The organism is Cohnella sp. GCM10020058 (assembly GCF_042683485.1).
Lineage (GTDB): Bacteria > Bacillota > Bacilli > Paenibacillales > Paenibacillaceae > Cohnella.
The window spans coordinates 333,337-355,755 of record NZ_JBHUJV010000015.1; the positions used below are offsets into that span (position 1 = coordinate 333,337).

Here is a 22,419-nt window from a genome sequence, read left to right on the forward strand (position 1 = left end):
ATGAAAGTGAACGTAACCACCAGCGACGCGGCGAGCGCGTCTCGCGATCCGGTCACCGTCGTTATTGTCGGCGCAGGCAGCCGCGCGATGAACTATGCCTCCTATGCGCTCAAGCATCCCGATGCGATGCGGATCGTCGGCGTCGTGGAGCCCAATCCCGTCCGGCGGGCGCATACGGCGAGCTTATACGATTTACCGGCGGACCGGTGCTTTGACAGCGTCGACGCACTCGTATCCCGCCCGCAGCTCGCCGATGCCGTCATCAACGGGACGCTGGACGCGCACCACGTGCGGACGACGCTGCCGCTGCTGCGCAAGGGCTACGACGTGCTGCTCGAAAAGCCGGTGGGCATCTCGGAAGCGGAGGTGCTGGCGCTCTATTGGACCGCGGAGACTTACGGCCGCAAGGTCATGGTCTGCCACGTGCTGCGCTACGCGCCTTTCTACCAGGCGTTGAATCACGCTATCCAGACCGGCGAGATCGGCGACGTCATCCATGTCCATACGGAGGAAAACGTTGATTATCACCATATGGCGACCGCCTTCGTACGGGGCAAATTCGCGAGTCTTGCGCGGGACGGGTCCTCGTTTCTCATGGCCAAATGCTGCCACGATCTCGACTTGATCTCCTGGTTCAAGACCGGAATCAAACCTGTCCGCGTCAGCAGCTTCGGGCGGCTCTCACAGTTCCGCGAGGATCGGGCGCCGGAAGGCGCAGGCACGAGATGCGTGACGGATTGTCCGATCGAAGCGGCATGTCCTTACTCCGCCAAGACGCTTTATGTCGATCGGGAGCTGTGGCCGGTTTACGTATGGCCGGGTTACCTGGACGGCGTGCGGCTGAGCGACGAGGAGAAGCTGGCGAGCCTTGCGGGCGACAATCGGTTCGGCCGCTACGTCTGGCGCTGCGACAACGATATCGTGGACCATCAAGTCGTCCAGTTCGCGTTCGAGGACGGGAGCACGGCCGCGCACAGCCTCGTGGGGGGCGCCGCCAAGGCTTGCCGGACCGTGCATATTACGGGGACCAGGGGAGAGATTCAAGGCGAGCTGGAGGAAGGCGTATTCGTCGTGCGGCATCCGGATCCATGGGCGGACGGACGCGTTTTTTCGGAGCGGGAGGTCCGTATCGAGGTGTCGGGCGAGATGCACGGGGGAGGCGACCATCGGCTTGTCGAGGATTTCCTGCGAGTCGTCAGGGGCGATCCGGACGCCGGTTATTCGACAGCGCTGGCGCATTCGATCGTCGGGCATGTGTCGGGCTTCCGGGCGGACGTATCGATGGCGACGGGCCGTACGGTCGAGATCGATTGGGACGGCATTTTCGTTTAAAGGCAGGCCAGGAAGGTTATATAGAGAGGAGTTTAAGCCTATCCGTTAAAAATTTGCGAAACATCCAATGGAGGGATTGACGATGGCCGACCAGTACGCGATGCAGGATCCGACGAAGCAGTATCCCAAAGCGGGACCGGAGTATCAACAGACGCAGGAGCCGCCGGGGCTCCAGGTCGAGATGACGCCGATACCCGACTGCGGCGAACGGACGTACCGCGGCACGGGACGGCTTGCAGGCCGCAAGGCGATCGTGACCGGTGCGGACAGCGGCATCGGCCGCGCCGTGGCGATCGCCTTCGCGCGAGAGGGCGCCGATGTCGTGCTGTCGTATTTGCCGGAGGAGGAAGCGGACGCGCAGCAGGTTGTCAGGCTGGTGGAAGAAGCCGGAAGCAAGGCTGTCGCGGTGCCGGGCGACCAGAAGGTCGAGGCCTACTGCGAGCAACTGGTCGAGACTGCGGTCCGCGAGCTGGGCGGTCTAGATATCCTCGCGAACGTGGCGGGCATGCAGCAGTTCGTGCCGGATATCGCAGAGCTGACGACGGAGCAATTCGACGCGACGTTCAAGACGAACGTGTACGGCTTGTTCTGGCTGTGCAAGGCGGCGATCAAGCACATGAAGCCGGGCAGCACGATCATTAATACGTCTTCCATCCAGGCGTACAAGCCCGCGCCGATTCTGCTCGACTACGCGACGACCAAGGGCGCGATCAACGTGTTCAGCAAGGCGCTGGCACAGCAGGTCGCGAGCAAGGGCATCCGCGTCAACGTCGTGGCGCCCGGCCCGGTCTGGACGCCGCTCCAGGTATCCGGCGGCCAGCCGACGGAGAAGCTGGCGAAGTTCGGCGAGACGACGCCGCTCGGCCGTCCGGGCCAGCCGGCTGAGATGGCGCCGGCGTACGTATTCCTGGCGAGCCAGGAATCCAGTTACGTCAGCGGCGAGACGCTAAACGCGAACGGTGGCACGCCGACGCCGTAAGCGCCGCTGCATGAGGCGGCGTTTGCAAACGGGACGAAGCGATATTGGCTTCGTCCCGTTTTTGCTGCGGATGAGAGGCATCGCCGGCTAACGCCTTCTGTACAGAAGGCGATAGCTCGTGTCGCGGTACCGATTGGTTCATCGCCTTCTGTACAGAAGGCGATAGCTCGTATCGCGCCACTGTCTGGCCCATCGCCTTCTGTACAGAAGGCGATTGCTCGCATCGCGCCTCTGTCTGGCCCAACGCCTTCTGTACAGAAGGCGATTGCTCGCATCGCGCCTCTGTCTGGCCCAACGCCTTCTATACAGAAGGCGATAGCTCGTATCGCGCCACTATCTGGCCCAACGCCTTCTGTACTGAAGGCGATAGCTCGCATCGCGCCACTGTCTGGCCCAACGCCTTCTGTACAGAAGGCGATTGCTTGCATCGCGCCACTGTCTGGCCCAACGCCTTCTGTACTGAAGGCGATAGCTCGCATCGCGCCACTGTCTGGCCCAACGCCTTCAGTACAGAAGGCGATTGCTCTCATCGCGCCACTGTCTGGCCCAACGCCTTCTGTACAGAAGGCGATAGCTCGCATCGCGCCACTGTCTGGCCCAACGCCTTCTGTACAGAAGGCGATTGCTCGTGTCGCGGTACCGATTGGTTCATCGCCTTCTATACAGAAGGCGATAGCTCGTATCGCGCCACTGTCTGGCCCAACGCCTTCTGTACAGAAGGCGATTGCTCGCATCGCGCCTCTGTCTGGCCCAACGCCTTCTGTACAGAAGGCGATTGCTCGCATCGCGCCACTGTCTGGCCCAACGCCTTCTATACAGAAGGCGATAGCTCGTATCGCGCCACTATCTGGCCCAACGCCTTCTGTACAGAAGGCGATTGCTCGCATCGCGCCACTGTTTGGCCCAACGCCTCTCGCCTCGTCTTCTCATCGACTGCCACGCCACCTCGCGGAAGCTTTTCTTTTCCCCCTCGCTCATTCATTTCGAATATACTATAGATGTCATCTCCAATCCGACCAAAAGGGGCGCATTGCCATGGATGAAAAAGGTACCTCGTTAACATCGACGGAAGCATATATCGCGGCCTTCCCGCCCGAGATTCAGCGGCTGCTGCAGGACGTCCGGGAGACGATTCGGTCGGCGGCGCCGGAAGCGAAGGAGAAGATTAGCTACCAGATGCCGACGTTCGATCTGCATGGCAACCTGGTGCACTTCGCCGCATTCAAAAACCATATCGGATTTTACCCGGGCGCGGACGGCATTGCGGCGTTTAAGGAGGAGCTGTCTGCGTACAAGGGGGCGAAGGGCTCGGTGCAGTTTCCGCTGGACAAGCCGCTGCCTCACGAGTTGATCAGTCGAATCACCGCTTACAGAGTCAGCCAGAACAAGGCGCGGGCCGAAGCGAAACGTGGCAAAAAGGTTTAAAGCAGCCCCATCGCCTCTCGTCGTACTGGCAATCGCGGGATCTGGGCGGCCATCCGCCCAATCGCCTCTCGTAGAGAAGGCAATCGCCGAATCCGGGCGGCCACCCGCCCCATCGCCTCTCGTAGAGAAGGCAATCGCCGGATCCGAACGGCCATCGCGCCCTTTGCCTCTTGTCGTGCAGGCAATTCCCGTGGCGCTGCGCGCCGCTCCTTCAACACATTCGCCAGCGCCGCACAATCGCTCCAAAGGAGGATTTACTCATGAATTTCAACATAGATGAAGCCGTCGCGATCTTGAGCCGGACGCCGCAGACGCTCGCCTCGCTCCTATCGGGTTTGCCCGAAGGCTGGCTGAGCTGCAACGAAGGGGAAGGTACCTGGAACGCGGACGAAGTTGTCGGCCATCTGATCGAAGGGGAGAAAACGAACTGGATTCCGCGTCTTGCGTTTATTTTGCAGGAGGGCGAGAGCAAGCCGTTTCCCGCGTTCGACCGGTATGCGCACTTGAGTGCCGAGAGCCGCACGACGGAGCGCAAGCTTGAGGAATTTGCGGAGCTCAGAACAAGCGGCATTAAAAGCCTGAGGGCGCTCATCGCCGCCGATGAACGGTTGGAGCGCACCGGCGCGCATCCGGCATTCGGCACGGTCAAGGCCAGGGAGCTCATCTCCGCTTGGGTCGTGCACGACCTGACGCATCTTGCACAGATCGTCAGAACGATGGCGCTGCGCTACAAGACGGACGTCGGCCCCTGGGTCCAATATCTCGGGATTCTCAACCGTTGAGCGGATCCCTGGGTTAGCGCCGTCCCGCCTCCTTTTTCGTTGACGCTCCCCCGCGGACAAATTAGACTGGAAATAACTTCATTCAAATGACGCAGGATTCCCGCAGATCGATCGTCGGCAACATCAGATAAGCGGCCGGGGCCATCGCGGAAACGGAAGAGCAGCCATGACCAGAGAAGACATCATCGCGTTCTTGGGCGAACACGTCCTGCTGCGCGGCATACCCGAACAAGAGCTCCGCATCGCGGCCGCTTCGATCGAGCCCGTCTCGTTCGAGGACGGCCGTTCGCTGCTTGTGGAGGGAGCTGCGGGGGAGGATTGTTACTTTATCAAACGGGGCTCCGTACAAGTGTCTTCCCGCAATCTGGTGGGTAAGACGCTGCTGCTTGCCGAGCTTGGTCCAGGGGCGCTCGTCGGGGAGATCGGACTGCTGCGCCGCGAACGACGAACGGCGACGGTGACGGCGAACGGCGAGGTCGAGGCGCTGCGGCTGGACCGCCGGTCGTTCGAGCTGCTTGCCGGGCGCAGTCCGCTGTTCCACGAGAGCCTGCTGCTCACGGTCCGGCTCCGAATGATTCATCGGATGCTCCGCAAAGCCTCGATCTGGTCGGACATCCCCGATGCCGAGCTGCGCGGCTTGGCGGAGATCACGACGGTCCGGCCGATGAGAAAAGGCGAGCTGCTCGTTAAGGAAGGTGATCAAGCGGACTCTTTTTATATGATTAGCAGCGGACGCGTAGAGGTGCGAAGCGCAGGCCGGCGGAAAACGCAGCTGCGCCAGGGCGACTTTTTCGGAGAGATCGGTTTGTTGACCGGCATGCCCTCTCAGATGTCGGTCATGGCCGCCGAGGACGGCGAGCTGCTCGTGATGGGAAAAAGCGAATTTCAGTACATATTGGACTACTATGCACCCGTGCGCCGGCAGTTCTTGGAGATGCTGCGCATTCGGGCTCCGCATCTGATCCCGCAAGCAGGCGGCGCGGAAACGCCTGCCGTCGTACCCGAGTCCGCGCTGCCCAAGGGTAAGGAGCGATGGGTCGACGTGCTGCTATGGCTCGGCGGCGGCTTCGTCCTGCTGACCGTGCTCGCCTTGCTCGTGCGCAGCGAATGGCTCAGCTTCGCGACCTTGATCGTGGGCGCCTTCGTCGGCCCGGTGACGTTTGTCGCCTATATTCGCGGCCATCAACTGCTCGGCTTCGGCACGCTGCGTCTCGGTCTGATCTTCTTGTCTTCCGCGGTCGTCGCCGTGCCGCTGGCGTGGTACCTGGAGCATATGTCGCTTTTCGGCGCCGGACAGAGCGATTTTTCGAGTTTCCAAACCCCCTTGACGGTGTCTGTCATCGAAGAGGGCGCCAAGCTGCTCGTATGCCTCGCGCTGATCCGGACAAAGCAGATGCGCTTCCTGATGGACGCGGTCGTATTCGGAGCGGCGGCGGGGATGGGGTTCGCGGCCATCGAGAGCGTAATTTACGGCTGGTCCCATCTGGAAGAGGCTTCGTCGCTGGGCATGCTGTCCGTGCTTTGGATCCGTGCGCTGCTGTCTCCTTTCGGGCATGGCACCTGGACGGCAATCGCCGCGGCAGGCATCTGGATCGCAGCCGGAGCTTGGGCGCCGGGTGCAGGGAGGGAATCAAGGCGTAGGCGGGGGATCCGGCCTTGGCGCGCGGCGCTTCTGCTGGCAGCCGTCGTTGCCCTGCACGCGGCATGGGATCTGCAATTCGCCGGCGGTCTGGCGAAGGTCGGGATGATGGCTGCGGTCGGGGGCGCCGGCATCGGCCTCCTGTACCTGCTGGTTCGCACGGGCCGCAGAGAAGAGTACCGCGCCTTCGCCGCGTTGAATCCTTACGTCCAAGAGGCGGTACGGCACGTCGAACAAGCATCGATCGTGCCGGGCGAGCTCCGCTGCGACGGCTGCGGCACCGTCTCTCCGCGCGAGACGCGCTATTGTGCCCGCTGCGGCCGCGCGCTAAGAGTCAAGCCCCGTTAATCCGCTACACGCAAAGTACAAGCTTTAAAAAAATAGAGTAACTTCTTAAGCCGTTCTTACGTATTCCCGATATAAGGAATGAAACGGCGGCGCCGCCGCGCTGTCGAAGGCAACCGTTTATATGGATATTTTGTTTGCAATCCTCGAACCCTAGCATTATATGGTACTATTTAATTATATGAACTGAGCGCCCGATCGATCGCATATTCATAGCATAGCAGCAGAGCGAGCGGAACGGACATCCATACAACGAGGGAAGGGGCTACTGGCGTTGGTCGGAAAGAACTATTTGAAAATGCTGGGGGTCGTGGTTGGCGCGGCCCTCGTGAATATCCTAGCGCTGTCTCCCGCCTTCGCCGGCTTGACGATCGGTGGCAGCGCGTTCGAGACGGCGCTGGGCGTGACGCTGCTGGCCGCGAGCGCGATCGCGATCATTTATGGCAGCTATAATTGGCTCTACAAGTCTTCGATCGTGCTGGCTACTAATAAGCCCATCAAGACTCGTGAGGACTATGCGAGCGCGCTCGCGCCGTACGGCAAAGTTCGCGCGCTTGCGGAGGATATCGCGCTGGCGCTGGAGCAGATGGATCGCATGGACAAGAAAAAGGCGACGCTGTTCAAGGTGCTGCACCAGCGCTTCGATCCTGCCGAGATGAGCTTCGCCAAGTTCTCAAGCGTGGCCGAAGAGGTGGAAAATCTCTTCTATCTGAATATAAAGAGCGTGCTCAATCGGCTCGGCGTGTTCGACGAAGCCGAATACGAGCGGGTCATGACGCGGAAGTCGGCACGATACTCGCCGAAGCTGCTCCAGGAGAAAACCGATTTTTACAACGATTATATGTCCTACATCAAGCACGCGATCGGCACCAATGAGGAGATGCTCCTGCAGCTCGACAAGCTGCTGCTTGAGATCTCGCGTCTGGACAGCATCGAGCCCGGCGACATCGAGCAGATGCCGGCCATGGTGGAGATCGACTCGCTGATCAAGCAAACCAAGTACTATAAACAGTAAGGGGTGCAAGCGCATTGAGGAGCGGCAAAAAGTTTTTATGGGTAACCGGCATCATTCTGATCGTCGTATTCGCGATTGTCTATATCGGCGTCAACGTGTCCACGAACTGGGGCAAGTCCGACAAGCAGGTGGCGACGGAGGATGCGGGCAAGCGGCTGAATAAGCTTTACAACAACATCGACGTTACGACCGAGACGCCGGTCAAGGGACAGATCGACCTCGATCCGGTCGACGTGGCGGCTACGCTGCCGGATATCGCCAAGTTCCCGATTACGGCGGACAGCACGACATCGGACTTTGCGGAGATTTTCTCCTCGACGGAAAAGTCCGGCACGGGCAACGACGGCTGGCTGACGGACGTGGCGAACGATTTTAACAAGGCGAATATCAGCGTGAACGGCAAGACGGTCTCGGTCAAGCTGCGGAACATCGCCTCGGGCACGGCGGCGGATTATATCCGTTCGGGCAAGTACGTGCCGGACGCGTTCACGCCGTCCAACGAGCTGTGGGGCGAGATGGTCAAGGCTTCCGGCGTGAAGACGCAGCTCGTCTCCAAACGGCTCGTCGGCAACGTGCCGGGGATCGTCATCGCCAAGGCCAAAAACGACGCGCTTGTCCAGAAATACGGCTCAGTGAGCGTCAAGACCGTCACCGAGGCGATCGCGGCAGGGGACTTTTCGATGGGCTATACGGATCCCTTTGCCAGCTCGACGGGACTTAATTTCCTCGTGTCCGCGCTAAAGACGTTCGACGGCTCGAATCTGCTCAGCGAAAAGGCGGTCCAGGGCTTCGAGAATTTCCAGGCGAACGTGCCGTTCATCGCGTCGACGACGCTGCAGATGCGCGACGCCGCCAAGTCGGGCGCGCTCGATGGCTTCGTGCTGGAGTATCAGACGTACGTCAACGCGGCGGATCTGAAGGGCGGCTACGTGTTCACGCCTTTCGGCGCCCGGCATGACAGCCCGTTGTATGCGCTCGGCAACATTTCCGCTACCAAGCTTGAGATCGTCAAGAAATTCGCCGAATTCGCGGCGCAGGCCAAGTACCAGGATGCTGCCAAGAGCAAGGGCTTCAACGAGCTGGAGGATTACAAGCCGACGGTCGGCGCGGTTGACGGAAGTACGCTGATCGCCGCGCAGAAGGTGTGGAAGGAAAAGAAAAACGGCGCCAAGCCGATCGCCGCGGTATTCGTCGCCGACGTCTCCGGCAGCATGGACGGCGAGCCGCTGAACAGGCTGAAGGAATCTCTGCTCAAGGGGCAGAAGTACCTTGGACGCGACAACAGCATCGGACTCGTCTCGTACTCCAGCGCGGTCACGATCAACCTGCCGATCGGCAAGTACGATACGAACCAGCAGTCGATGTTCGTCGGCGCTGTGGACGGCCTGCAGGCGGGCGGCAGCACCGCGACGTTCGACGGCGTCGTCGTGGCACTCAAGATGCTGCAGGATTACATGGCGGCCAATCCCAACGTCAAGCCGCTGATCTTCGTCCTGAGCGACGGCGAGACCAACGTCGGTCTTAAGCTCAAGGAAGTCCAGAGCCTGATCGCGAGCTACAAGATTCCGATCTACACGGTCGGCTATAACGCGGACATCAAGGCGCTGCAAAATATTTCGAGCATCAACGAAGCGGCGAGCATCAACGCGGACACGGACGATGTCGTCTACAAGCTCGGCAACTTGTTTAACGTTCAAATGTAAGCTCAACACATAGGAGAGGTGGACGCGAAATGTCATTTTCGATGGAAGTCCCAAGCCAGGAAGAAATTAAGGTCGCGATCGAAGAAGAGGTCAAGCCCGTCCCCGAGGAAGTCGCCAAGCTCAAGGAGCTGGCGGATAACAACGTGAACGCGATAATGACGCTCGACCTCGAATCCCTCGACCATCGCAAGGGCATTCTGCAGTCGATCGATACGTTCGGCATGAATACGATGCGGAATTCCGCGGAAAAAAATCAGCTGCTGCAAATCTCCGTCGGCAACCTGTCCAAGACGGGCGATGAAGGCGGTCAGGTCGCCAAGGGGCTCTCGGAGCTGAACATCCAGCTCAAGGATCTCGACCCGAGCGCCGTCGACTTCGCCAAGCACGGGCTGCTCGGCAAGCTGTTCAATCCGCTGCGCGCCTACTTCGCGCGGTACGAAAAGGCGGATGTCGTCATCGCCGACATCATCACCTCCCTCGACAAGGGCAAGACGACGCTGAAAAACGATAATACGACGCTCGAGATCGAGCAGCAGACGCTGCGCGACCTGACGAAGAAGCTGCAAAAGGAAATCGAGCTCGGTACGCTCATGGATTCGTCGATTGAGCAGCAGGTCGAAGCGGCCAAGGTGCGCGGCGAGGATCCCGAGAAGGTCCGTTTCATCACGGAAGAGGTCATGTTCCCGCTGCGCCAGCGCCTGATGGACCTGCAGCAGATGCAGGTCGTTAATCAGCAGGGCATCATGGCGATCGAGGTCGTCGTGCGGAACAACAAGGAGCTCATCCGCGGCGTCGACCGCGCGAAGAACGTGACGGTATCGGCGCTCCGGATCGCCGTCATCGTGGCAAGCGCCTTGTACAATCAGAAGATCGTGCTGAAAAAAATCGAGCTGCTCAACCAGACGACGAACGAGCTGATCGCCGGCACCTCCCGGATGCTCAAGGAACAAGGCGCGTCGATCCACAAGCAGTCGCTCGAGGCCAACATCTCCGTCGATACGATGAAGCAGGCGTTCACCGACGTGCTGTCGGCACTCGATTCGATCAGTGCCTACAAGCAGGAGGCGCTGCCGAAGATGCGCGAGACGATCAATCAGTTCCGCGAGCTGGCGGACACCGGCGAAAAGCAAATCCTGCGACTCGAACGGGGCAACAAGCTGGGCTTGTAGACGTCGTCGCATTGCTGCTGCGCTGCCTGGATCAAACCGCAGCCCAACCATAGTATTCGTACCCGGCCCGGCCTGTCTGCCTCGCAGACAGCCGGGCTTCTTTGCGCTTCCCGTCGTGTTGACGCTTGAACTTCCGTTGGCCTCTGCTATGATGTAGCTAGTCCAATTGGAAACGGAGTCATTCGCTTGCGCAAATCGTTGCTTATCCTGATCGGCGCCCTTTGCGCCGTGCTTCTGTACTTTACGGTCCAGTCGGCGGACCGGGTATTCCGCTCCGACCGGCAGCTCCCGCAGACGCGGGCCGGGCAGGAGGCCCGCTACCGTGTCGTCCTGATCACGCAAGAGCTGGACACGCCGTTCTGGAACCAGGTCGCCGTCGGCGCGAAGGCGGAGGCCAAGGCGAACGGCGCCAGCATCGAAGTGTGGGGCAGCTACAACAAAGACCAGGACGACTTCCTGAAGAAGCTGGAGATCGCCATCGATTCCAAGGTGGACGGAATCATTCTTCAGGGGCTGGATACGGAAGCGTTTAAAGAGTTGACGAAGGTCAAGGCTGCCTTTTACGGTATCCCCGTCATCACGGTCGGCAGCGATGTGCCGATGGCCGAGAGCCTCCGGCGAACCTATGTGGGCTCGGATCAATTCGCGGCAGGGCAGTTGATCGCGAAGCAGCTGATCGCGGACATGGGCAAGTCGGGCACCGTCATCCTGATGGGCGACAACCGGCAGGAGTATTATCAACGGCAGCGCATTCAGGGCATAAACGACGTGCTCAAAAACTATCCTGACGTGAAGACCGCCTACGCGGAAACCGGGGAAACGCGCGAGCAAATCATTGCGACGACGCAGGACATGATGAATCGGCTGCCGGATGTCGACGCCTTCGTCGCCGTCAACGCCAACATCGCAGACGCGATGATTCAGGAGATCGGCAGGCGTTCGCAGGTGGGGCCGTACGATATATATTCGTTCGACGACAGCTCGGATAGTCTGGATCTGCTCAAGACGGGCAAGCTGGACGGCATGCTTGAGCAATCGCCCGACAAGATGGGAAGGCTGAGCGTTAATTTGATGGTCAAATGGCTGAACGGACAAGTCATGCCGCTTAATACCGACGGCTACCTGACCGACATCCGGATGCTTAAGCTGAAGGAGGCGCCATGACGAGCATTCAGCGCAAGATCTGGACGCTCGCCGCCATCGTCCTGTTCATCATGGTCGCGATCTGGATGACGCTGACCTACTACAACCAGAAGACGCAGGAGCAGTACAACGACATTTTGCAGCGGTATTTGCGGATGAACGAGGTGACGACGGCCAGCCAGCAGACGATCACCGCGCTTAACAACTATCGGCTGGAGCCGACGGCCGCCAACCTCGGCCTCCTCGACCGGAGCAAGGAGGAGCTGCGCAAAGCCAGGCTCGGCGTCATCAATCTCCGTAACGCGGACAACGACTTCGCGATTACCAACTACATGAATCTGATCGACAGTCTGCTCGAGACGATGGACCGCTCGCTGCTTTTTCAATCCGAGAAGGAGTCCGAAGATTCGGCGAACGCCTTTCTCGAGGCGACGCGTATCTCCAAGTACATTTCCGAGATGACGCTCACGCTGATCGACACCGAGCTTAAGACCTATGACCAATTTTACCGCGGCATCATCGAGCAATCGGCCGAGCTCAAGAAGCTGGGCGTCTGGCTGCTGCTGACGATCACGCTGCTCATGCTGCTGTTCACGTACGGATTTTCCCTGAGCATCACGCGTCCGATCCAGAAGCTCACGCAGGCGGCCAAGGAACTATCGCGCGGGCGCTTTGACCTGAAGGTCGAGGTCAAGTCCAACGACGAAATCTCCTTCCTGGCCAAAATGTTCGAGCGCATGCGCGTCAATATCAACAATCTCATCTCGGAAATTCAGCAGAAGGCGCAGCTTGAGCACGAGCTTCAGCAGAACAAGCTGCTGCTCCAGGAGAGCCAGCTTCGCAGCTTGCAGAGCCAGATCAATCCGCATTTCCTGTTCAACACGCTCGACACGCTGTCCAAGAAGGCTTATCTCGAGGGCTCCGAGGAGACGAGCGACCTGCTCGCGAGCGTCGCGGGCCTGCTGAGATACAATCTTAAGCGGCTCGACCGGTCCGTCACGCTGTATGAGGAAGTGAAGGTGCTGGGCCAGTACATGGAGATCCAGAACGCCAGGTTCACCGATCGGCTTCGCTTCGAAGCGGATGTCGACGAGTCGTGCCTGCATGTTCAGATCCCGGGCCTTACGCTGCAGCCGATCGTGGAAAACGCGGTCATTCATGCAGTCGAGCCGAGTGAAGAGGGCGGCACGATCCGTTTCAAGGTAGCGGACGAAGAGGCGCATGTCAGGATTGAGATCGCCGACGACGGACCGGGCATGTCCGCGCTCAAGGTCAGGCAGATTCTCGAGGAGCGCCCCGTGGTGACGGAAGGGCATTCGACGGGTATCGGCTTCAGCAATGTCGTCAGACGGCTCCGCCTCTTTTACGGCATAGAAGACGTCATTGACATTGCCAGCGGCCCGGCAGGCACCACGGTTGTCCTTCAAATACCGAAAACAAGGAGATTCGATAGCGATGACTAGGCTCTTGATCGTGGACGACGAGCAGATCGAGCGGGACGGATTGCAGGCGATTCTGCGAAAAGGCTTCCCCGAGCTGGACATCGCGCAGGCGAAAAACGGAAGAATCGCCGTGGAAATGGCCGCGGAGCTGCAGCCCGACCTCATCCTGATGGATATTAAGATGCCCGGCATGAATGGCCTTGAAGCGATCGAGCTTATCGCCAAGGTCCAGCCCGGCATCAAGTTCGTCATGGTTACGGCGTACGACACGTTCGATTATGCGCGCTCGGCCATCAAGCTCGGGGTCAAGGACTACCTGCTCAAGCCGAGCAAGGCGAGCGAAATTGTAGCGACGGTGGGAAAGGTGCTCGGTCAGATCGATGAGGAACGCAGGTCGGTCGAGACGAGCAAGCGGCAGGAGGATGCGCTGCGCAAGGTGCTGCCCGTGATCGAGGCCGATATTGTCACGCAATTGTTGTTCGACCACGTGCATGAGGTGCACCTGGACGAGCTGGTCGGCCTGCTCGGCGAGAGCGCCGGCGGCGAGCCGTTTGCGATGTGCGTGCTGCTGCCGCAAGGTGCGGAGGGACTGTACGCCGTGGTCCGGGAAAAAGCGAGACGGGCGGGCGGCGGTTGGGTCGGCGCGATGTACGGGCGTCATATCCCGGTTATCGCGTTCAGGGATCCCGAGCGTTCGTATCGATCGCAGGCGCTCGCCCTGGCGCGCGAGCTGCTGCTGGCTGCGGACGCCGGGGCGACGGGCGCGGCCTTGCCGGGAGCGAGCCTGTCGGGCGCGGGCGGCTCGTTCGTCGGCATCGGCGGCGAATGCGATTCGTTGGACCAGATCCGGCAATCCTATCAGGAGGCGCTGATCGCATCGTCGGATCCGACCGTGCGGGTCAGGTACCGGTTTTACGCGGATACGCCCGCGCTCGGCATGGTCCGGGAGGGAGTGTCTGCGAAACAGTGGGAGCGCCAGTTTTTCGACCGTATCCGGCTTGGGGAATGGGAGCAGCTCGAAGCGGACGTCCAGGAGCTGCTCCGGCGCTGCGAGAGCGAGGGCGCGGACCTGCTGCTCGCGCAGCAGCGGGCGCTGGAGCTGCTCTGGCTCGCCTCGCGCGTGCTGCTCGAGATGGGCGTGGAGACGGAGTCGCCGCTGTTCTCGGTGCAGGCCCGCGATTATCGGCAGCTGCGCGCCGAGACCGGCTTGCTACTCGCGAGGATGCGGCAGGCATTCGAGACCCATCAGGAGCGGATTAAGCCGGATGCGATCCAGCAGATCAGGCAGTATGTCTACGAGCATTCCCACGAGGACATCTCGCTCGAAGCGATCGGCAAGCGCGTCGGACTCAGTCCGTTTTATATCAGCAAGCTGTTCAAGGAGCAGCTTGGCGTCAACTACATCGACTTTCTCACTGAATGCCGCATCGACAAGGCCAAGAAGCTGATGGGCGACCCGGAGCGGAGCCTGAAGGAGATTACGTTCGAGGTCGGTTATCACGATCCGAACTACTTCAGCAAGGTGTTCAAAAAAATGTGCGACGTCTCGCCGACCGAATACCGCAAAACGCTGCTCGGCAAAAGGGGATCGTGAGGATGATACAAGCGTGGAAAAAAGGCAGGCGAGCGATAGGGCCGCTGTTGCTGGCGTTGGCGCTGGCCGGCTTCGCGGCTGGCTGCGAAGCCGGCGGCGGGCAGTCGGGCAACGCACCTGAATCGTCCGCTACGCAGGGCGGGGGAGGCGGTGCATCGCCATCCCATAGCGGGCCGATCAAGATCGGCTTCGCGATGGACACGCTGCTCGAGGAGCGCTGGCTGCGCGACCGCGACCTGTTCAAGGCCGCGGCGGAGGCGCTCGGCGCCGAGGTCGTGATCGAGGCGGCGAACGGGGACGACGCCAAGCAGATCTCGCAGGCCGAGACGATGATCGGCCAAGGCGTCGATATCCTGGTCATCGTGCCCCACAACGCGGCGGCGACGGCGGCGATTGTCAAGCGCGCCCATTCCTCGGGCATCAAGGTGCTTGCTTACGACCGGCTCGTCAACAACGCCGATATCGATCTGTACGTTTCCTTCGACAACGAGAAGGTCGGCGAGCTTCAGGCCGAAGCGATTCTCAAGCAAGTGCCGCGCGGCAAGTACGTTTATATCGGCGGAGCGGATACGGACAACAACGCGCATATGTTCAAGCAAGGCGTGTTCAACGTCATCCAGCCGAAAATCGACAGCGGCGACATTCGAGTCGTATACGACCAGTGGAGCAAGGACTGGCTGCCGGCGAACGCGCTGGTCAACATGCGGGCGGCGCTTGACGCGAATGGCGACCGGATCGACGCGGTCATCGCGGCGAACGATGCGACTGCAGGCGGCGTCGTCCAGGCGCTGACCGAGCGAGGCTTGGCGGGGCGCATCCCGATCGCGGGCCAGGACGCGGATCTCGCGGCCGCGCAGCGAATCGTCGAAGGGACGCAGACGATGACCGTCTACAAGCCGATCAAACTGCTCGCCGAGAAGGCGGCGGAGCTTGCCTTCAAGCTCGCGCGGGGAGAAGACCCGGGCGCCGACCGCAAGGTCAACAACGGCAAGATCGAGGTACCGTCCGTGCTGCTCGCGCCGATCGCCGTGGACAAGTCCAACATCGACGAGACGATTATCGCCGAAGGCTTCCACTCGCGGGAGGAAGTGTACAAAAACGTGGAGCTGTCGGGACGCTAGCGGTTCGGGGCGGAAGCGGACGAATTGCGCCAGGAAAGCAAAGCGCCAGGGGCGATGACCTGGCGCTTTTTTTTCGCATGCCGCAAGCTGGAGACGACGCGCAACGGTCATGTTGGCGCGAACGCGGGGAGCGATGTGGCCAGAATAGCGCAAAACTGCGCTATTCCGCGGACGCAAGTTTATGATTCTTGAAAACGAGGATGCCGCATCTCCCGCGATCCCGCTAGTTCTCTTGCGCCTTTATAACCTGCTCCACGCCAAGTAAAATCAGGTTCAAGCCGAACTCGAACGACCTGTCGGTCCCCATCAGCTCGAACAGCCCGCTCTTGAACATCCGCCGGAATACGCCCGCATCCGACTCGCTCATGCCGTCCAAAAGACGTATCATCAGACCTTCCGGAAGCTCTCCCTCGTCGTTCATGACCGCTTTGACATTGCGCTGATGCTGGTAATCGTCCAGCACAAAGTAGTGAACATAATTCACGAGCGTAAGAACCGTTTGAATTTTCTGCTCGGCCTCGAGCGGCGTCGATTCCAGGCAGAGCAGCATACGGTTGGTGAACCGGATCGTGTCCGGCTCGTGCGGCAGCGTCATCATCATGAGCTGCGTGGAGCAGGGATACCGGCGGAGCACATCCCTAATCGTTACCGCAATTCCCGCAAGCTGCGCCTTCCAATCCCCGTCTTCTCGGAATTCGTCCAATATAATTCGCGATATCTGGCTGGCCAGACGCTGATACAGATCCTGCTTGCTTTTGAAGTACCAGTACAAAGAAGGCGCTTGAATGCCCAGCCGCTCAGCCAACCTTCGCATGCTGAATTTCTCGATGTCCTCCTCGCCCAGAAGCGCCCACGAAGCCTCTAGGATTTTATCCTCCGAAATTTGCGGCTGCTGCTTTTTCATCGCTATCCGTCCTTTTATCTAACAGTGTAAGTTTATGCTTTACAGGTTCATACGTTCATGATATCATCTAACACTGTAAGGTTCAATCTAACACTGTTAGAGTGGAGCTAAAAACAACCGAGAAAGCGGTGACCCGCCATGAATACAAACCTTCATTACTTCGAAAAAGCGCCAATCGCAAAAGCCGTAGCCCACTTCGCCGTACCGATGATGCTAGGCACTTCGATGAGCGTGATTTACTCGATCTTGAATGCCTTTTTCCTCGGCACGCTGAACAATACGGCCATGCTGTCCGCGCTCGCGCTCACTTTGCCGTTATTTGCAATCATCATGGCGCTGGGCAACCTGATCGGGATCGGCAGCGGCGCCTTCATCTCCCGTTTGCTGGGAGAGAAGAAATACGAGGACGTTAAGCATTTATCTTCCTTCGCCTTTTACAGCAGCCTGGTACTCGGTCTGATCGTGATGGCCGTCGGTCTCCCGTTGATCGATTCGATCGTTCACGGGCTGGGCGCAACGCCCGATTCGTTCGGATTCACGAAGGACTATGTCACGATTATGTTGATCGGTTCGCCCTTTGTCGTGTTGTTTTTTACGCTTGAAAACATCGTGCGGTCGGAAGGTTCGGCCATTACGTCGATGATCGGCATGATTCTCAGCGTCGTCGTGAATATCGCGCTCGATGCGCTCGCCATCTTCGTTTTCCATTGGGGCGTCATCGGCGTCGCGTCCGCTACCGTCGTTTCCAACATCGTCGCCGGCATATTTTATGCCTACCATATGGGCTACAAAAGCTCGTTTTTGACCGTCTCGGCAAAATGGTTCAAGGTGACCAAGGACATTCTGAGCAATGTATTTAAAATCGGCGTCCCCGTCTTCGTGATGAGCGTATTCCTGGGCGCCATGTCGCTTATTTTTAACCATTATCTCGTGGAATATGGGGAGCAGGCTATCGCGGGCTACGGCATTTCATCTCGCTTATTGCAATTTCCCGAGTTCATTCTGATGGGCTTGTGCGAAGGCGTCGTTCCGCTGATCGCTTTCTCTTTTACGGCGAATAAATTGCGCATGAAGCATACCATTTCCTTTACGATCAAAACGATTGTGGCGCTGGCCGTCGCATTCGGCGTCATCGTCTATCTGATCTCCGATCATCTGATCGGCTGGTTTACGAACGATCCGCAATTGATCGAAATGGGCAGCTACATTTTGCACGTGACGTTCTTGTCTTTGTTCATTACGGGCATGACCTCGCTGTTCACGGGCATCTTTCAAGCGACAGCGCAAGGCACCGCCGCTTTAATTATGTCCGTCATTCAAGGCATCACGCTGATTCCCGTGCTATATATCGCTAACCGCATGAGCGGATTCCATGGCGTCGTCTGGTCGATCGTCATTGCCGATGCCGTCACTTTCCTGGTCGGCGCGATCATGCTGTACGCGCTGCGCAACAAATTGCAGCCGGGTCTGGAGCAGCTGGTTCAGTAAAAAGTCAGAATTCGAGTATGAACCGCACTAACACGTGCGGTTTTTTTGCCGTTTCCGGCGAGGATAAAATTTTGCAGGCAGTCGCAAAAGAGTGCTATCGATAAGCGCTTTCACGCGTCTTGTCCGGTGCTATAGTTGGTCTTGTCAGAAAAACCGACGAGATCGAAAGGGGTTACAAGAAATGAAAAAGGGATTCAAAACAATCGCGCTTTTGATGGTTGTCATGATGTTCGCGGCGGTCGCCGCGGCTTGCGGCAAAGACGGAGCGAGCAGCAAGGTGAGCGTAGGCATCGTGCTTCCGACGAAGGACGAACCGAGATGGGTGCAGGACGAGCAACGCTTTAAGGATGCGCTGTCCGGCACGAAATATACGACCGACATCCTGTTCAGCCAAGGCTCCTCCGCCAAGGAAAAGGAAAACGTCGAGACGCTGATCAACAAAGGCATTCAAGTCCTCATCATCTGTCCGCAAGACGGCGACGCAGCGGCGGCAGCCGTAGAAGAAGCCAAAAAAGAAGGCATCAAGGTCATCTCCTACGACCGTCTAATCACGAACACCGATGCGGTCGACTACTACGTCACCTTCGACAGCGTCGCGGTCGGCGCGGCGCAAGCGCAATACCTGGTCGACCACGCCAAGGGAAGCGGCGAGCCGCTATACCTGTACGCCGGCGCCGCTACCGACAACAACGCGTTCCTGTTCTTCCAAGGCGCATGGCAGACGCTGCAGCCGAAGATCGCGGACGGCACGTTCAAGATCGCGAACTCGAGCGAAGCGGTCGCGCTGAAGGATACGAAGGATCTGACCCGCGAGCAAATGAGCAAGATTATCGGCCAAGTGACCACGAACTGGGATGCCAACGAAGCCAAGAACAAAGCGCAAACGCATCTGACCTCCGCAGCCGCCGACATGAAGGGCGACGTCGCCATCCTGGCGCCGAACGACGGCACGGCCCGTTCCATCGCCGACGTATTCGGTTCCGACAAGGCGATCACGAGCTACGTCGTTACCGGTCAGGACGCCGAGAAGGCTTCCATCCAATACGTGATCGACGGCAAGCAATCCATGACGGTGTTCAAGGACGTCCGTACGCTGGTCAAGGACGCGATGGGCATGGCGGTCGACATCCTGGACGGCAAGACGCCTGAAACGACGGGCTCCTACAACAACGGCAAGGTGGACGTGAAGGCGAAGCAAACGGACGTTATCGTCGTCGACAAGGACAACGTGAAGAAAGAACTCATCGATTCGGACTACTACAAAGCGGGCGACTTTACGGGACTGTAATCCCGGCCGGCAAATAGCTTAGAGCGCGGGATCGTGATAGATGCGTCTATCGCGATTCCGCCGTTACCGAACGTCGCTGCGCCTAAGGAGTGAAGAGAATGAGCGACTATATTCTAGAGATGAAAAGCATTACCAAGGAATTCCCGGGCGTCAAGGCGCTCACCGACGTCAGCTTCAAGGTCGAACGGGGCGAGATCCACTGCCTCATCGGGGAAAACGGCGCGGGCAAGTCCACGCTGATGAAGGTGCTGAGCGGCGTTTATCCGCATGGCACGTATTCGGGCGACATCGTGTTCGACGGCAAGGTGCAGACCTTCGCCAAGATCAGCGACAGCGTCAAGACCGGCATCGCCATCATTTATCAGGAGCTCGCGCTGTTCCCCGATCTCACCGTCTACGAGAACATTTTTGCCGGCAACGAAGTGAAGCGAGGCGCGGTCGTCGACTGGAACCGCACGATCGTCGAAGCCAAGCGCATGCTGAAAAAGGTGAAGTTGAACGTCAATCCCGAAACCTTGATCAAGGATCTGGGCGTCGGCAAGCAGCAGCTCGTCGAGATCGCCAAGGCGCTCAGCAAGGAAGTCAAGCTGCTCATTCTGGACGAACCGACGGCCGCGCTGAACGAGAACGACAGCGAGAACCTGCTCGACCTGCTCCGCGAACTGAAGGACCAGGGCATTACCTGCATCATGATTTCCCACAAGCTCAAAGAAGTTATCTCGATCGCCGACAAGGCCACCGTCCTGCGGGACGGACGCACGATCTGCACGCTGGACGGCGCCAAGGGCGAGATTACGGAAGGCGTCATCATCAAGAACATGGTCGGACGAGAAATCGAGGATATCTATCCGAAGCGCTTGAACAAAACGTTCGGCGACACGATCCTCGAAGTCCGCGACTGGACCGCTTACGACGCGCCGACGGGCAGAAACGTCGTAAAGAACGCCAACGTGCACGTTAAAAAAGGAGAAATCGTCGGGATCGCCGGCTTGATGGGCTCGGGGCGGACGGAGCTGGCACTCAGCGTCTTCGGCAATCCGAAGTCTTATAAACTGCAAGGCGAGCTGTTCATGGAAGGCAAGCGCCGTTCGTTCAAGCATACGAGCGACGCGATCGAAGCGGGCATCGCCTACGTCACGGAAGACCGCAAGGGCGACGGCCTCTTCCTGCTCCAGGACATCAAGAGCAACGTCACGGCTGCGAATCTGCACGGCATCGCCAGAGGCGGCATCGTCAACCAGAACGAGGAGGTCAAGGTCGCCAACGAATATAAAAAGTCGATGAACGTGAAAGCCCCGTCCGTCGAGCAAATCGTCGGCAACCTGAGCGGCGGCAACCAGCAGAAGGTATCGCTCGGCAAGTGGCTGTTCGTCGGTCCGAAGCTGCTGATCCTCGACGAGCCGACCCGCGGCATCGACGTCGGCGCGAAGTTCGAGATCTACACGATCATGAACAAGCTGATCGCCGAAGGCATGAGCATCATCATGATCTCCTCGGAGCTCGGCGAGGTGCTCGGGATGAGCGACCGCGTATATGTCATGGCCGAGGGCAAGATCAAGGGCGAACTGCCGATCGAACAGGCCAGCCAAGAAAAAATCATGGAGCTCGCCACGCAATAGGAGGTATTACCGATGAATTTCTTTAACGAAGCCAAGTCGCTGATCAAGGTGAACATTCGCGAGTACGGCATGTACATCGCCTTGTTCGTCATCATGCTGACCTTCTCGATCATGACGGACGGCTTGTTCATGTCCTCGCGCAACATCAGCAATCTGCTCGACATGACGGGCTACACCGCCGTGCTGGCCGTCGGCATGACGCTCGTCATCGTCATTCGCCACATCGACCTGTCCGTCGGCTTCGCCGCGGGCTTCATGGGCGCGATCGCCGCGATTATGCTGTCGGACTGGGGCGTGCCCGTCTATATCACGATTCCCGTCATTCTCGTGCTCGGCGTCGTCATCGGCATGTTTAATGGCGTGCTGGTCGCGTCGGTCGGCATCCCGGCGTTCGTATCGTCGCTGGCGGCGATGCTGATCTTCCGCGGCGCGCTGCTCATGGTCACGGAGAAGACGGGTACGATTATCGTGAAAAACGAGCATTTTAACGCGCTAGGGAATGGATTTATCCCGTCTCTGGGCGAAGTGGGCGGCCTCAGCGTGCTGTCGCTGATCCTGGGACTCGTCGTCATCGCGCTGTACATTTACTTTGAATTCGCGAACCGCCGCAACAAACTGAAGTACGAGTTCGAGGTCGTCTCCGGCGGCATTTTCGCGGTTAAGCTCGTATTCGTATCGGCCATCATCGCTTATATTACCTGGATCATCGCCGGCTACAACGGTTTTTCCTGGACCGTCGTCATCATGCTGGCCGTCGTCGTGATTTACCACTTTCTGACGACCAAAACGGTGCTCGGCCGCCATATCTACGCGGTCGGCAGCAATCCGGAAGCCGCGCACCTGAGCGGGATCAGCGTCAAAAAGATCACCTACATCGTCTTCGGCTCGATGGGCATGCTGTCCGCGTTGTCCGGCATCCTGTACACCGCCCGTCTCCAATCGGCGACGACGACGGCGGGCACGCTGTTCGAGCTCGACGCGATCGCGGCCGCCTACGTCGGCGGCGTATCCGCAGCAGGCGGCGTCGGCAAAGTCACCGGCTCCATTATCGGCGCCATCGTCATGGCTTCGCTCACGAGCGGCATGAACCTGCTCGGCGTCGGCATTTCGTACCAGTACATGATCCGCGGCGGCGTCCTGGCCGCGGCCGTCATCTTCGACGTTATGACGCGTAAGAAGAGAGCATAAGGGCAAGCTGGCCGAGCCGTTCGGTCCGCCGCGAGATTCGCGGGGACCGGGCGGCTTTTTAGTTGTGGGCGGTGCGGGGGGCGGGATCGCCTGCACTACGACAGGCGATTAGGCTGGCGGCGGCGCGGGAAGCCGCATCGCCTGCACTACGACAGGCGATTGGGCTCGCAGAGGCGCGAGAAGTGGCATCGCCTGCACTACGACAGGCGATTAGACTGGAGGAGGCGCGAGGAGTGGCATCGC

At 59.2% G+C, this 22,419-nt stretch carries 17 protein-coding genes; 16 read left to right on the plus strand and 1 reads right to left on the minus strand.

Annotation, left to right across the window (positions count from 1 at the left end; genetic code table 11):
- The first annotated feature begins 6 nt into the window (after nt 1-6).
- From ACFSR7_RS26160 to xylF, 12 genes are all read left to right on the plus strand, one after another.
- The gene (locus ACFSR7_RS26160; protein ID WP_378166709.1) at nt 7-1,332 is read left to right on the plus strand and encodes a Gfo/Idh/MocA family protein; all 1,326 of its coding nucleotides are present in this window, start codon (nt 7-9) and stop codon (nt 1,330-1,332) included.
- 82 nt (nt 1,333-1,414) lie between these two features.
- Entirely contained in the window at nt 1,415-2,311 is an 897-nt protein-coding gene (locus tag ACFSR7_RS26165; RefSeq protein WP_378166711.1) for an SDR family oxidoreductase, read from the plus strand.
- Between the two features lie 1,035 nt (nt 2,312-3,346).
- The gene (locus tag ACFSR7_RS26170) at nt 3,347-3,736 is read left to right on the plus strand and encodes an iron chaperone (RefSeq protein WP_378166713.1); all 390 of its coding nucleotides are present in this window, start codon (nt 3,347-3,349) and stop codon (nt 3,734-3,736) included.
- 260 nt (nt 3,737-3,996) lie between these two features.
- Nucleotides 3,997-4,518 (plus strand): DinB family protein, encoded by a 522-nt coding sequence (locus ACFSR7_RS26175; protein WP_378166715.1) that lies wholly within the window; start codon nt 3,997-3,999, stop codon nt 4,516-4,518.
- Nucleotides 4,519-4,684: 166 nt separating this feature from the next.
- Nucleotides 4,685-6,505: a cyclic nucleotide-binding domain-containing protein gene (locus ACFSR7_RS26180; protein WP_378166716.1), complete on the plus strand. Its 1,821-nt coding sequence runs from the start codon at nt 4,685-4,687 to the stop codon at nt 6,503-6,505.
- 271 nt (nt 6,506-6,776) lie between these two features.
- On the plus strand, nt 6,777-7,517 hold the full coding sequence (locus tag ACFSR7_RS26185; protein ID WP_378166718.1) for a hypothetical protein: 741 nt from the start codon (nt 6,777-6,779) through the stop codon (nt 7,515-7,517).
- 14 nt (nt 7,518-7,531) lie between these two features.
- The gene (locus ACFSR7_RS26190) at nt 7,532-9,220 is read left to right on the plus strand and encodes a vWA domain-containing protein (protein ID WP_378166720.1); all 1,689 of its coding nucleotides are present in this window, start codon (nt 7,532-7,534) and stop codon (nt 9,218-9,220) included.
- Nucleotides 9,221-9,249: 29 nt separating this feature from the next.
- On the plus strand, nt 9,250-10,389 hold the full coding sequence (locus ACFSR7_RS26195; protein WP_378166722.1) for a toxic anion resistance protein: 1,140 nt from the start codon (nt 9,250-9,252) through the stop codon (nt 10,387-10,389).
- 186 nt (nt 10,390-10,575) lie between these two features.
- Nucleotides 10,576-11,553: a sugar ABC transporter substrate-binding protein gene (locus ACFSR7_RS26200; protein WP_378166724.1), complete on the plus strand. Its 978-nt coding sequence runs from the start codon at nt 10,576-10,578 to the stop codon at nt 11,551-11,553.
- Nucleotides 11,550-12,995 carry a sensor histidine kinase gene (locus ACFSR7_RS26205; protein WP_378166726.1) on the plus strand — a complete coding sequence of 482 codons (1,446 nt, stop codon included), beginning with the start codon at nt 11,550-11,552 and terminating at the stop codon, nt 12,993-12,995. Before ACFSR7_RS26200 ends, ACFSR7_RS26205 begins: the two co-directional genes overlap by 4 nt.
- Nucleotides 12,988-14,568 carry a response regulator gene (locus ACFSR7_RS26210; protein WP_378166728.1) on the plus strand — a complete coding sequence of 527 codons (1,581 nt, stop codon included), beginning with the start codon at nt 12,988-12,990 and terminating at the stop codon, nt 14,566-14,568. Before ACFSR7_RS26205 ends, ACFSR7_RS26210 begins: the two co-directional genes overlap by 8 nt.
- 2 nt (nt 14,569-14,570) lie before the next feature.
- Entirely contained in the window at nt 14,571-15,689 is a 1,119-nt protein-coding gene (gene xylF, locus ACFSR7_RS26215) for a D-xylose ABC transporter substrate-binding protein (RefSeq protein ID WP_378166729.1), read from the plus strand.
- 223 nt (nt 15,690-15,912) lie between these two features.
- Here the strand turns inward: xylF and ACFSR7_RS26220 are convergent, their stop codons facing one another.
- A complete protein-coding gene (locus ACFSR7_RS26220) occupies nt 15,913-16,593 on the minus strand; it encodes a TetR/AcrR family transcriptional regulator (RefSeq protein WP_378166731.1) in 681 nt (226 codons plus the stop codon).
- 138 nt (nt 16,594-16,731) lie between these two features.
- Between ACFSR7_RS26220 and ACFSR7_RS26225 the strand changes: the two genes are divergently transcribed.
- From ACFSR7_RS26225 to ACFSR7_RS26240, 4 genes are all read left to right on the plus strand, one after another.
- Entirely contained in the window at nt 16,732-18,081 is a 1,350-nt protein-coding gene (locus ACFSR7_RS26225; RefSeq protein ID WP_378166733.1) for an MATE family efflux transporter, read from the plus strand.
- A 181-nt stretch (nt 18,082-18,262) separates the two neighbouring features.
- Entirely contained in the window at nt 18,263-19,369 is a 1,107-nt protein-coding gene (locus ACFSR7_RS26230; protein ID WP_378166735.1) for a sugar ABC transporter substrate-binding protein, read from the plus strand.
- A gap of 98 nt (nt 19,370-19,467) precedes the next feature.
- On the plus strand, nt 19,468-20,988 hold the full coding sequence (locus tag ACFSR7_RS26235) for an ATP-binding cassette domain-containing protein (protein ID WP_378166737.1): 1,521 nt from the start codon (nt 19,468-19,470) through the stop codon (nt 20,986-20,988).
- Nucleotides 20,989-21,000: 12 nt separating this feature from the next.
- Complete coding sequence (locus ACFSR7_RS26240) at nt 21,001-22,176, plus strand: sugar ABC transporter permease (RefSeq protein WP_378119792.1); 1,176 nt, start codon at nt 21,001-21,003, stop codon at nt 22,174-22,176.
- The last annotated feature ends 243 nt before the right edge of the window (nt 22,177-22,419 follow it).

What these genes read in the sequence shown, in the direction of transcription:
- xylF (WP_378166729.1), top strand. Translation starts at nt 14,571, where the DNA reads ATGATACAAGCGTGGAAAAAAGGCAGGCGAGCGATAGGGCCGCTGTTG.
- ACFSR7_RS26175 (WP_378166715.1), top strand. Translation starts at nt 3,997, where the DNA reads ATGAATTTCAACATAGATGAAGCCGTCGCGATCTTGAGCCGGACGCCG.
- ACFSR7_RS26235 (WP_378166737.1), top strand. Translation starts at nt 19,468, where the DNA reads ATGAGCGACTATATTCTAGAGATGAAAAGCATTACCAAGGAATTCCCG.
- ACFSR7_RS26165 (WP_378166711.1), top strand. Translation starts at nt 1,415, where the DNA reads ATGGCCGACCAGTACGCGATGCAGGATCCGACGAAGCAGTATCCCAAA.
- ACFSR7_RS26230 (WP_378166735.1), top strand. Translation starts at nt 18,263, where the DNA reads ATGAAAAAGGGATTCAAAACAATCGCGCTTTTGATGGTTGTCATGATG.
- ACFSR7_RS26170 (WP_378166713.1), top strand. Translation starts at nt 3,347, where the DNA reads ATGGATGAAAAAGGTACCTCGTTAACATCGACGGAAGCATATATCGCG.
- ACFSR7_RS26205 (WP_378166726.1), top strand. Translation starts at nt 11,550, where the DNA reads ATGACGAGCATTCAGCGCAAGATCTGGACGCTCGCCGCCATCGTCCTG.
- ACFSR7_RS26195 (WP_378166722.1), top strand. Translation starts at nt 9,250, where the DNA reads ATGTCATTTTCGATGGAAGTCCCAAGCCAGGAAGAAATTAAGGTCGCG.
- ACFSR7_RS26240 (WP_378119792.1), top strand. Translation starts at nt 21,001, where the DNA reads ATGAATTTCTTTAACGAAGCCAAGTCGCTGATCAAGGTGAACATTCGC.
- ACFSR7_RS26210 (WP_378166728.1), top strand. Translation starts at nt 12,988, where the DNA reads ATGACTAGGCTCTTGATCGTGGACGACGAGCAGATCGAGCGGGACGGA.
- ACFSR7_RS26225 (WP_378166733.1), top strand. Translation starts at nt 16,732, where the DNA reads ATGAATACAAACCTTCATTACTTCGAAAAAGCGCCAATCGCAAAAGCC.
- ACFSR7_RS26180 (WP_378166716.1), top strand. Translation starts at nt 4,685, where the DNA reads ATGACCAGAGAAGACATCATCGCGTTCTTGGGCGAACACGTCCTGCTG.
- ACFSR7_RS26220 (WP_378166731.1), bottom strand. Translation starts at nt 16,593, where the DNA reads ATGAAAAAGCAGCAGCCGCAAATTTCGGAGGATAAAATCCTAGAGGCT.